Origin of the sequence: Paraburkholderia bengalensis (genome assembly GCF_037126505.1) — a bacterium.
GTDB classification, from domain to species: Bacteria; Pseudomonadota; Gammaproteobacteria; order Burkholderiales; family Burkholderiaceae; genus Paraburkholderia; species Paraburkholderia bengalensis.
In genome coordinates this window covers 1-10,702 of sequence record NZ_JACFYJ010000053.1, presented here as the reverse complement: position 1 = coordinate 10,702, position 10,702 = coordinate 1, and the positions used below count along the sequence as shown (strand labels likewise).

Sequence of the window (10,702 nt, the reverse complement as noted above, 5' to 3'; positions counted from 1 at the left end):
AACTCTGATTCGAAGGAGACGCGCCAGTTCATTCGCCGCCAGTTCATTCGCCGCCCGTCATTTGCCGCCAGTCACTCGCCGCCGGTTACACTTGCCATTTGTCCGTTGCTGCACGTTCACATGACTTCACGCTATCCGATCCCGCCGAACGAAATCGAGCTGACGGCTGTGCGCGCGCAGGGCGCGGGTGGACAGAACGTCAACAAGGTGTCGAGCGCGATTCATCTGCGCTTCGACGTGCGCGCGTCGTCGCTGCCCGACGTGCTGAAGATGCGCCTGCTCGCCATCACCGACCATCGGCTGACGCGCGACGGCGTGGTCGTGATCAAGGCGCAGGAATACCGGACGCAGGAAATGAACCGCGCGGCGGCGCTCGCGCGGCTCGATGCGCTGATCGACAGCGTCAGCGTGACCCGCAAGGCGCGTGTCGCGACGCGGCCGACGCGCGCGTCGAAAGAACGGCGGCTCGAAAGCAAGGCGCGGCGCGGCGACGTCAAATCCGCGCGGCGGCGTATCGATCACGAGTGACGCCCGCGCCCACGCGTCAAACCGGGCTTGGATTGCGTACTTCCGGCAGAAAATCCACGCAGAACACGTGCGTCGCGCCGTCGCGCTCGACGGTGACGGCGGCCGTGTAGCAATCCTGGCCGTCGATCAGCGAGCAGTGCGGTCCCATCATCGCGACCCGTCCGGGCGCGGCGAGCGCATGCTTGAAATACGCGCGCCGCGACCAGTTGTTGCGCGTGTCGGGAAAGAGGGGCGCGAGCCGCGCGGGCGGAGCCGGCGTGCCGCAAGGCGTGATCGACGGCTGCAACTGTTCGCCGCGATCGCTCAGCACGAACACGCGGCGCGCGTCGGGCAGCAGGAAGACGGGCAGCGCGGCCTGCGCGAGGTCGCCCGTCTGCATGTAGAGCGAGGCACCCGCCAGCACCGCTTCCGTGAACCCCTCGAAGCCCGGCCGCTGGTAGCGCGAATGCGTGCGCCCATAGCTCTCGAACCGCTCCCACATCTGCTCGATCAACTCGGGCACGCGCGCGCTCGCCGCCTGCATCGACGCCTTGGGCTGACCGAACCAGTAACCCTGGACGAAATCGACGTCGGCCTGCATCAGCGTCATCAGTTCGTCTTCCGTTTCGACGCCTTCCGCGAGCACCAGCGTGCCCGACTGATGCAGCATGTTGATCAGATGACCGATCAGCGAGTTGTCGTTGTCGTGCCGACCCGCGCGCGCCACCAGCGAGCGGTCGAGCTTCACGATATCGGGTCTGAAACGCCACACGCGGTCGAAGTTCGAAAAGCCGGTGCCGAAGTCGTCGATGGCGATCAGGAACTCGCGCGGCTGCGATGCGGCCAGCATGCTGGCGACGGCGGACTCGTCGTCGGCCGGTTGCTCGAGCACTTCGATCACGATGCGTTCCTGAGGCAGTCCGAAATGCTCTGACAGTTCATCGATGAACGGACGCTGCGGCCAACCCGTTTCGAATACTTGCGGACGCGTGTTCAGAAACAGCCAGCCTGTCTCTATGCCTTGCGCCATGAAGTTCGCCACATGCAGGCAGCGAGCAAGACGATCGAGCGCGCGCGCGTCGGCCGTCGAGCGCGTGCCGGAAAAAAGCACGGCGGGCGAGATGGGGTGTCCGACGGGATCGAACGCGCGCAGCAACGCTTCGTAACCGACCACGCGCTGGTGCGTCACCGACACGACGGGCTGGAAGACGCTGCGCAAGGTGATGGTTCGCCACGGCGCGGCCCATCCGGCCTCGTCCTGCACCATGTGCTGCAGAAGGCCGGTGAGCGTCGTATCGTCGACGTTAGGCATGACGGCAGATTGTCCTATGCAGCGTGCGGCGCTCGCCCGGATGCAGCAAATGCCGGCGGCAGGCATGTGCGACAACGGCGCAATGGAGGTCGGGCCCGAAGGCAGTCAGATCGATGCCGTTCACGCGCGACTCCGCTCAGTGGCTCAGTGGTGCAGTTCGATGTGCCGAAATCAGTCTAGCAGTAAGTATGCAATGTGAATGTTCGGGTTATCACAGACGGGTGCATCGGGCTGTGCAAGATGGCTCGATGTTGGCGCAGATTGCCAGTGCTTTTATGGCAGTGACGTTATGCTGCTGGTTTTAAAAAAGAGGAGTGGGGCATGTCTGAAATCGCAGTCGTGGCGATCTCGGTTGCAAAGCCGGGACATGAAGAGCAATTACGCGCGGCGCTCGAAGGTATCGTCGGACCGACGCGCAAGGAACGCGGCGCGTTGCAGTACGATCTGCACCGCGACCTGCGCGAGCCGCGGCGCTTCATTTTCTTCGAGCGTTGGGAAAGCGAAGAGGCACTCGCTGCGCACGCGAAGTCGGCGCATATCGAGGCGTACAGGAAGGCGTCGGCGGAGTGGGTGGAATACGCGGAACTTCGCATCGTGTCGAAGATCGCGTAGGACGCTTCAGTCGGTTCAACCGGTTTTATCGGTCCGATCGTTCCCGTCGCGGCAATGGTCCGGTTGCGCAAGACGGGCTCGGGCGAAGCCGGGAGCCCGCCTGGCGGACACGCTCAGTGCGTCGACTGCGGCACGTCGAGAATGAGGATGATGGTCCAGTCGGCGTCGCCGTCGTGATGGTACTGGCGCTCGGCGACGATGAACGGCTGCTGCTTGCCGGACGGCCCGAGGAACAGCACGTCGCCTTCCATCGGCAGACATTCGACTGGCGGCAGCGCGAGGAACGCATCCTGATTGCCGCGCGGCATAAGTTTTTCGATCTTGCGGGATGCTGCTTCAGTCCATTCGATGTCCAGCTGGATGTTGCTCATTCTGTCCTCCGCACCAGGGGCGCACGCGGGTTGTGTCAATTGGATGGATTCGTTGGTGCGCGACTTTAGCATAACGTCGTTGCGCGCCTCGCACATGCTTTGCCAGGCATTCACCCATGTTTGCCCACACAAAAAAGCCGAGGCCGTGACAACCGGCTTCGGCTTTTCGTTTTACGCAACCTGGCGTGCGTAGAGCATGCGCGGACTGCGTTTGAACCGGCTCGCGCCGCGGGTGCTGGTGCGGTTCGCGACTGTATGTGGCGCGGCGCTTATTGGGCAGGCTCTGCCGGCTTCTTGTGATGCATCGAACCCTTGTGATGCTTCATCGGTGCGGCAGGCGCGCTTTCCATCGCCTGCTGCTTCGCCTGCAGGTCTTGCGCGCGCTGCTCGACGTCGGCGGCCTTTGCCGGGTCGGTGCTCATCATGATGCCTTGATCCTGCTGCGCGTAAGCCGCGCCCGTCAGTGCCGAGAGGGATACCAGGATTGCCAGGGACACTTTCTTCATCGTTGCCTCCGTAGAGAGTGGTTGTGGACCCGAGGATGACCTGTCCAGTGGTACGACAGTGAATTCTAGCCAGCAATGTTCAGTCCAGCGCGTCTTCTGTAACAGAATTCACATATGGTTACGTCTGGTTACATCTGTGCGCGTCGCGCAGGAAGCCGCGTGAGACAGGCGTGGCGCGCATGAAACGTATTGTGCTGCGCTTCGCCGCGCGTGTCGCGGCAAGTCAGATTTTCCCGCTGGCAATGGCCACCGATGGTCAATCGGCGCGGCACGCGCGCAAGCTGCCGCGTCCAGGTATGGATCGGATAGCTAATCAAATCAGGACCTGCGTGGCCGGGCCGGGATCAAAACCAGCCGAGCTGCCGGTAAACGTGGAACTGCACGATGCCGATCAGTTCATGCAATGCGATTTCGGCGTCGAAAAAGTTTTCCCGGCGTGGCAGCAGGCCGCGCGTCGCGCGTCGCGTGTTCGACACAACGGGCAGCGGGTTCATGCCGAAGCGATGGAAGTCCAGCAGCGCCCGCGGCATGTGATAGGCCGATGTGACCAGGATCAACGAACCGTAATATCCGTCCGGCAGAATGGCAGCGACGTTACGGGCGTTTTCGTACGTCGTGAGGCTGGTGTTCTCGAGAACGATATCGTCCCGCGGCACGGCTTCGCGCAGCAGATAGGGCAGGTAGGTGTCGGCTTCCGTCGACTCGTGCTCCTGCGGATTGCCGCCGCTTACTATCACGTGACACACGCGGCCGACCTGCTTGCAGCGCGCGTACAGGCCGGCGCTCGTCACGATGCGGGCAATCGCGTCCTTCGGCGGAACCAGCTTGCCGTCGCGGTGAATGGTGCCTGTGCCGAGCATCACGATGGCGGTGCGGGTTGCGTAGGTTGCGGGAGCAACCGTCTGGCCGCCGGGCGGCGCGCCGCGCTGGGCGAGATCGAGCAGTGGCTGGGCCAGCCAGCCGGCGCCGAGCGCCCAGAAGACCACGATGGTGAGCGCGCCGATCAGTGTGCGGGCGCTGCGCAGCAGCATAAAAGCTGCAAAAAAAAGCAGCAATAAAGTTAAGAGAATCAATTTTATTGGGGTAACGTATGGTATTCGGACATTTCCATAGGCGGACCATCGCACCGTCACGGTCGCATCGCCGCCATTGGAAGCAGAACGCTAGCACGGCGTTCACACGGGGGACCGAAATAAACGGCGGCCAATGCCTGCATTGGCGGATAAAAGCGTGAATTCTGACGCTGTCCGCGGTGCGCGTGTCGACAGACGCGCCATTGTGTCGCGAACAAATAAGTCTTGGCTGCACTTTAAGAAAGAAGTGAGATGACCACTTATTCGAACGAAGCTGTACTCGAGGCGCTGCGACGGGCGCAATACCGTCAGGTGCCGTGGGCGAAGCGCCCAGGCGTTTTTCAGTATCTCCGTTCGCTTGGCATGATGGACACCGTTCGGCAACGGACGGTGGCTCCCGCGCCGGGTTTCCATGCTCCTGTGGACATCGCGGTGCTGACCGAACGAGGCCGCTCTGAGTTTGCGCGGCTTGCGCGCGACGAGCGTTCGCTCGACTGGGACGCGCGCCGTATGCGGGATTACGTTTTCGCCGGCGCTGTAGCCGGAGAGAGGGCAGCCGCCGTCTAGGCGACCGGCTCTTGCAGGACGGGCGCCCACGAGAACAGTGGGCGCGCGCAAAACGCGTCAGTCGCGACGCGTCGAGGGCGTGTCGCCGCCAATTCCGCGTTTCAACACTTCCTTTATGCCGACGGCGCCCACAGATCCTGCGGCGGTTTTCGCGCTGCATCGCGTGTGAAAAAAAAAGCCCGTATCGCGAGGATACGGGCATACCGGAATTACTTCTGCCACGCTGTGCTTAATGGCAATGATGAGACTGGCGATACGGCCGGTGGTTCCCGATATTGCAGATCTTCGTCGATGCCGGCTCGCTCGATTCACATCGGCGGGCCGCGCCGGTGATTCGGTCGCGTTCAGTGCGCAGCCGGGCCGCGCCGCTGCGACGCTTCCTCGCGCTGCCCGTCCGGGCGCGCGCGCACGTTGCTGGCGATATCGCCGCGCAGGTCGCCGCGCGGCGTCGGCGGCGTGAAATTCTGATTGCGTGTTTCCGCCTGCTGCCAAGCCTGGAGGGTCGCCGGCTGCTCCGGCCGCCAGTTCCAGCCTTGCGGGCGTTGTTGCGCAAAGGCAGTTGCGGCAAGCAGCGCAACGACCGCGCCGCAGACACGCAGTGACATGGGCCTCATGATCGATTCCCGACAAGCCGGTCGGGGCGGGCTTGTTTGCATACTCGTACCGTATGCCGCACTGCGAAAGCGTGCTGTAAATAAGAGTAAATGGATGTTTCGTCCCGTCACGAACGATATGCGTAGCGGGTCGGCGGAAACGGGCGAAGCGCGCGCAGGCGCTAGAGTTGGGGGCGGCCCCCGGCGTTCGGGCGCGCGCAGCGTGTAACCGGCCGAAAGAACGGCGGCCGGAGGTCATTGCGACAGGCGGTTGGAGACCCGTGCGGCGCGGATGGCCATGATCCCGTCGAGTGGGCGCGTGTTACGCGTGAATCGCGCTGAACACCGCGCGAACCGCTTGACGGAACGATGCTACGCGCGAAAGGGAGAATCCGGCCGGGCTGCGACGGCCTCGGAAACGCGCCGGGCGCCCGAAGGCGCCCGGCGGCATGGGGCTTTCTGTCACGCCATCTTGACGGGCGCGCGCCAGGATTCCGGATTGGTCCAGAACGCGCCGCGCAGGCGATCGCGGCTCGGCGGTGCGGGCGGCTTGGCAGCCGTCGCGCCGATGCGACCGCGCAGCGAAATCTCGCGGCCGCTCGAACCGAGACGCTTCACAATTTCAGCCAGCGTGCCGTCGGCCTGCCATTCGTCGAAACGACGACGGCACGTCGGCGGCGACGGATAACGGCCCGGCAACTTGGACCAGCCCTCGCCCGTCGACAAAACCCACAACACGGCGTTCACTACCGCGCGAGCTTCGACGCGTGGTCGACCACGGCGTTCGCTCCGTGCCGGCTCCGCACAGAACAACGCCTCAACCAGCGCCCACTCGTTGTCTCTCAAATCGTCGAACACCATCATGTTTCACCTCAGCGAAGCTAACTCCGGTGCGCTGCCCCGCGCTGCGCACTCTTCATGCGCCCGGATCGGTTCCGGACGCCGGCGGAGAGCCGGCTCATGTCCGACGGACCGTGTTTTTTCACCAGTCCATTCGGGGCCGACTCTTGTGCAAGGGGAAATGCATGAAGCGTGCCACCTTGCTTCAAACCGCCTCGAAGCCCCGCCGGATCAAGCCGATACGGGCGCTAGCCTGGCCCGTATGAGAATCCAAAAAAGCTATCGCGCAAATCGGGACAATCACCAATCTTGTGCAATCAGGCCCGTCCCGCGTGCGTCTGCGCCTTCTTGCTGCATTGCAGCGAAAGCCCCGGATTCGTGCGCGAGCCGGTCCCGGCGCGTAAAATCGGCATCAAATGACACGATTCATGAGGGGAGTGGATGAATGTAACGCTGCGTCAACTGCGCGTGTTCATCGAGGTCGCGCGGTTGCAGAGCTTCAGCCGCGCGGGCAGCGAAATCGGGCTGACGCAGTCGGCCGTCAGCCGGTGCGTGCGCGAGCTTGAGGCGGAGATCGGCCTGAAGCTGATCGACCGCACCACGCGCGAAGTCCAGCTGACCGACGTCGGCGGCAATCTGGTGGCCAGCGTGTCGCGGTTGCTGACCGATCTCGACGACGCCTTGCGGGAAATCCGCGAAATCGGCGAACAGCGGCGCGGCAGGGTAATGGTCGCGGCGAGCCCGACCATCGCGTGCCGGTTGATGCCGAGCATCATCGCGGCGTGCGGCAGGCAGTTCCCGTACATCACGCTGGGCCTGCGCGACGACGTGCAGAGCGACGTCGTGCGCAAGGTCAAGTCCGGCGAGGTGGACTTCGGCGTGGTGATCGGCCCGCTTTCCGCCGATGACCTCGTCACGGAGCCGCTGATGACCGACTCGTTCTGTCTCGTGTCGCGCGATGACCATCCTCTTGCGGCGCGGCGCGAAGTGGCGTGGCGCGAACTGGACGGCGAGCGGCTCGTAATGCTCGACCAGGCGTCGGGTAGCCGGCCGATCATCGACGCCGCGCTGGAGTCGCACGGCGTGAGCGCGAACGTCGTGCAGGAGCTCGGCCATCCGTCGACGGTGTTCGGGCTGGTGCAGGCGGGCGTCGGCGTGAGCGTGCTGCCGTGGCTCGCGCTACCGCTGCCGGCGGATTCCGCACTGGTCGCGCGAGCGCTCGTGCCGCGCGCCGAGCGCACGGTCGAGCTGGTGCGGCGGCGCGACCGTTCGCTGTCGCCCGCGGCCGACGCCGTGTGGAATCTGATTCATCAGGTGCCGGGCCGCACCGAGGATCTGCGCTGACGCGGCTTTGCGCCGGCGCGCTTGCTGGCCCCGCGAGCTGGCCCCGCGTCCTTTCCCTTTTGCTGGGGCATTTGCCGGCGCGGTTTGCTGGATTCGCACCGTCCGCCATTTGCGGCGCGTTACACTCGCCACTTTCGACAGATCCGCCGGAACCCTCGATGCGCGAAACGGACTTGCCCCAGCCTCATTCTCTGATGCCCGACCTGGCGCCTCGCGCAACGCCCGATGCACGCGATGCCGTGCGCGCGTTGCGCCCGTCGCAGATCCGCGAAGTGGCGAATGCCGGGTTCGGCGTGCCCGACGTGCTGCCGTTCTGGTTCGGTGAATCGGATCGCGTGACGCCGCCGTTCATCCGCGATGCCGCGAGCGCGGCGCTGGCTTCGGGCGCGACGTTCTACACGCACAATCTGGGCATTGCGCCGCTGCGTGCGACGCTCGCGCGATATGTGAGCGAACTGCACGGACCGACGTCGGCGGAACACGTGGCCGTGACGAGCGCGGGCGTCAATGCGTTGATGCTGGCTGCGCAGCTGGTCGTCGGCGCAGGCGACCGCGTGGTTGCCGTGACGCCGTTATGGCCGAATCTCGTCGAGATTCCGAAAATTCTTGGCGCGCATGTCGAAACGGTGTCGCTCGTTTATGGGGCACAGGGCTGGCAGCTCGAGCTGGAACGCCTGCTCGGGGCGCTCACGCCGGACACGAAACTGCTGATGCTGAACTCGCCGAACAATCCGACCGGCTGGGTCATGACGCGCGACGATCAGCGCACCGTGCTGGAGCATTGCCGGCGGCACGGCATCTGGGTCGTCGCCGACGAAGTCTACGAGCGCCTTTACTACGCGGACGGCGCGGGGCAGCAAGCAGCGCTCAGCGCACCGTCGTTCCTCGATCTCGCCGCGCGCGACGAGCGCGTGATCTGCGTGAACTCGTTCTCCAAGGCATGGCTGATGACGGGGTGGCGCCTCGGCTGGATCGTGGCGCCCGCGTCGCTGATGGACGATCTCGGCAAGCTGGTCGAGTACAACACGTCCTGTGCGCCCGCCTTCGTGCAACAGGCGGGCATCACGGCCATCGAGCAGGGCGCGGCTTTCACGCGCGATCTGGTCGCGGATCTGAGGGCGTCGCGCGATCATCTGGTACGCGCGCTGTCTGCGCTGCGGGGCGTCGACGTGAAGGCGCCGCCGGGCGCGATGTACGTGTTCTTCGCGTTGCCGGGCGCGGCGCACAGCCTCGAGCTATGCAAGGCGCTGGTGCGCGAGGCCGGGCTCGGGCTTGCGCCCGGCAGCGCGTTCGGGCCGGAGGGCGAGGGCTTCGTGCGCTGGTGCTATGCATGCGATCCGGCGCGGCTCGACGCAGGTGTCGAGCGATTGAAAGGGTATCTGGAGCGGCACGGCATCGGGCGCTGACCCGCGGCGTCGACAGCCAGCGGCGGCCGGGGACGGCCGTCGCGCCGATCCGTCATGCAGCGCCGGAAATGTCGATTAAGGTGCAGTCTGGATTTCGTCTTTACGCACCGATTGTTTTTGCGTAATATGGCAGCCAGTCACGCGGTTCCCTCGCGGAATTTCGCTGCTCCGTCGTCCGGCTGGGTTTGGCTCGATGCCTTTTTCGCCTCCCCCCGGTGCGTGCTCCCATCAATATGACCGATCAGAATCGGGCGAGCGCGTCTTCAGTTCCACATCGTCTGTTTGATCCGGTTCTTTGACCACAGGGTCTGACCTAGCTGCATGAATACCCAAGAGGCGAAGATCGTCCTCGAGACTGCCTTGATCTGCGCGCAGGAGCCGTTAAAGCTCGGTGATTTGCGTAAGCTCTTTGCCGACGGCGTGTCGGCGGACACGGTCCGCGCGCTGCTTGAAGACCTGAAGCAGGACTGGTCCGGACGCGGCGTCGAACTCGTCGGACTGGCTTCCGGCTGGCGCTTCCAGAGCAAGCCGGCGATGCGCACGTATCTCGATCGCCTGCATCCCGAGAAGCCGCCGAAGTACTCGCGCGCGGTGCTCGAGACGCTTGCGATCATCGCGTATCGGCAACCTGTCACGCGCGGCGATATCGAAGAGATTCGCGGCGTGACGGTGAACACGCAGGTCGTGAAGCAGCTCGAAGACCGCGGCTGGATCGAAGTGATCGGCCATCGCGACGTGCCGGGCCGCCCGGCGCTGTACGCGACCACACGTTCTTTCCTCGACGATCTCGGGCTGAAGTCGCTCGAGGAACTGCCGCCGCTCGATGATCCGTCGGCGCAGACGAATATCGATCTGCTCGCGCAGCACGCGATCGAGTTTCCGGATGGCGAGGCCGCCGAGACCGAAGCCCTTGCGACCGAGGCATCGGAAATCGGCGCCGATGGCATGACGGTTGCTGCTGCGCAAGCCTTGTCGGCGGAAAGCGTGGCGCATTCCGTGCAGGAAGCGTCGGCATCGCAGGACGAACCCGGTGACAATGCGCACGGCCAGGCTATTGAAGTCGAAGAAGAAGCCGAGGTGTCCGGCGCACGCGAAACGGAAAACGCCGTCGCGACCAGCGAGCACCGAATCGCCGACGAGGCGACGCATCGAATGGAGCTGGCTGATGAAGCCGGCGCCGCCGCGCAGTCCGAATACGAACACGAAGACACGCGCGAATCTCACAACGAGACCGGGCACGCAGACCACGCCAACCCGGCCGAACCAGACCAGAGCGAAGCGGCACGCGACGATCGTCACGATCGCCGCGACGCCGCTCAGGACGCAGGCGAATACACCGACGACGAAGCCGAGTCGCGCAGCGCCTGACGTAACCGTACTTTTTGACGCGCCCGCAACGGGCGCGCGACCTGACATTTTGAGGTTGTTTTGACAGACATCCACGACACCGATTCGTCCGAATCCGAGCGCGCCGTCGCTGCTGCGCGCCCCGACGAAACGCGCACGGCGCAAGCGCCGGCGGGCGACAGCGAACGGGCGGCGCCAGCGCCGGAGGGCGAGGGCGACGAGCG

General features: G+C 64.6%; 11 protein-coding genes and 1 pseudogene. 6 read left to right on the top strand and 6 right to left on the bottom strand.

Annotated elements, in window-relative coordinates:
- The first annotated feature begins 120 nt into the window (after positions 1-120).
- On the top strand, positions 121-528 hold the full coding sequence (gene arfB, locus H3V53_RS26465; protein WP_336600492.1) for an alternative ribosome rescue aminoacyl-tRNA hydrolase ArfB: 408 nt from the start codon (positions 121-123) through the stop codon (positions 526-528).
- A gap of 16 nt (positions 529-544) precedes the next feature.
- On the opposite strand, the gene H3V53_RS26460 is transcribed toward arfB, so the two are convergent.
- Complete coding sequence (locus H3V53_RS26460; protein ID WP_336600463.1) at positions 545-1,819, bottom strand: EAL domain-containing protein; 1,275 nt, start codon at positions 1,817-1,819, stop codon at positions 545-547.
- Between the two features lie 321 nt (positions 1,820-2,140).
- On the opposite strand from H3V53_RS26460, the gene H3V53_RS26455 reads away from it, so the two are divergent.
- Positions 2,141-2,431: an antibiotic biosynthesis monooxygenase gene (locus H3V53_RS26455; protein ID WP_054926534.1), complete on the top strand. Its 291-nt coding sequence runs from the start codon at positions 2,141-2,143 to the stop codon at positions 2,429-2,431.
- A 113-nt stretch (positions 2,432-2,544) separates the two neighbouring features.
- On the opposite strand, the gene H3V53_RS26450 is transcribed toward H3V53_RS26455, so the two are convergent.
- From H3V53_RS26450 to H3V53_RS26440, 3 genes are all read right to left on the bottom strand, one after another.
- Positions 2,545-2,802: a hypothetical protein gene (locus tag H3V53_RS26450; protein WP_054926538.1), complete on the bottom strand. Its 258-nt coding sequence runs from the start codon at positions 2,800-2,802 to the stop codon at positions 2,545-2,547.
- Between the two features lie 269 nt (positions 2,803-3,071).
- Complete coding sequence (locus H3V53_RS26445; protein ID WP_054926533.1) at positions 3,072-3,308, bottom strand: hypothetical protein; 237 nt, start codon at positions 3,306-3,308, stop codon at positions 3,072-3,074.
- A gap of 344 nt (positions 3,309-3,652) precedes the next feature.
- Positions 3,653-4,339 carry an ElyC/SanA/YdcF family protein gene (locus H3V53_RS26440; protein WP_054926531.1) on the bottom strand — a complete coding sequence of 229 codons (687 nt, stop codon included), beginning with the start codon at positions 4,337-4,339 and terminating at the stop codon, positions 3,653-3,655.
- 294 nt (positions 4,340-4,633) lie between these two features.
- Between H3V53_RS26440 and H3V53_RS26435 the strand changes: the two genes are divergently transcribed.
- Positions 4,634-4,948 carry a hypothetical protein gene (locus H3V53_RS26435; protein WP_054926530.1) on the top strand — a complete coding sequence of 105 codons (315 nt, stop codon included), beginning with the start codon at positions 4,634-4,636 and terminating at the stop codon, positions 4,946-4,948.
- 344 nt (positions 4,949-5,292) lie between these two features.
- On the opposite strand, the gene H3V53_RS26430 is transcribed toward H3V53_RS26435, so the two are convergent.
- A complete protein-coding gene (locus H3V53_RS26430) occupies positions 5,293-5,562 on the bottom strand; it encodes a hypothetical protein (protein WP_054926529.1) in 270 nt (89 codons plus the stop codon).
- Positions 5,563-6,006: 444 nt separating this feature from the next.
- Positions 6,007-6,402 (bottom strand): annotated as a pseudogene (locus tag H3V53_RS26425) (transposase); the annotation flags it as partial.
- Positions 6,403-6,822: 420 nt separating this feature from the next.
- On the opposite strand from H3V53_RS26425, the gene H3V53_RS26420 reads away from it, so the two are divergent.
- The 3 genes from H3V53_RS26420 to scpB all read left to right on the top strand — a co-directional run bounded on the left by H3V53_RS26420 (position 6,823) and on the right by scpB (position 10,499).
- Positions 6,823-7,725, top strand: coding sequence for a LysR family transcriptional regulator (locus H3V53_RS26420; protein WP_336600462.1), 903 nt, complete (start codon positions 6,823-6,825; stop codon positions 7,723-7,725).
- 158 nt (positions 7,726-7,883) lie between these two features.
- Positions 7,884-9,131, top strand: a complete 1,248-nt coding sequence (locus tag H3V53_RS26415) for a pyridoxal phosphate-dependent aminotransferase (RefSeq protein WP_419539579.1) — start codon at positions 7,884-7,886, stop codon at positions 9,129-9,131.
- Between the two features lie 321 nt (positions 9,132-9,452).
- The gene (scpB, locus tag H3V53_RS26410; RefSeq protein WP_336600461.1) at positions 9,453-10,499 is read left to right on the top strand and encodes an SMC-Scp complex subunit ScpB; all 1,047 of its coding nucleotides are present in this window, start codon (positions 9,453-9,455) and stop codon (positions 10,497-10,499) included.
- The last annotated feature ends 203 nt before the right edge of the window (positions 10,500-10,702 follow it).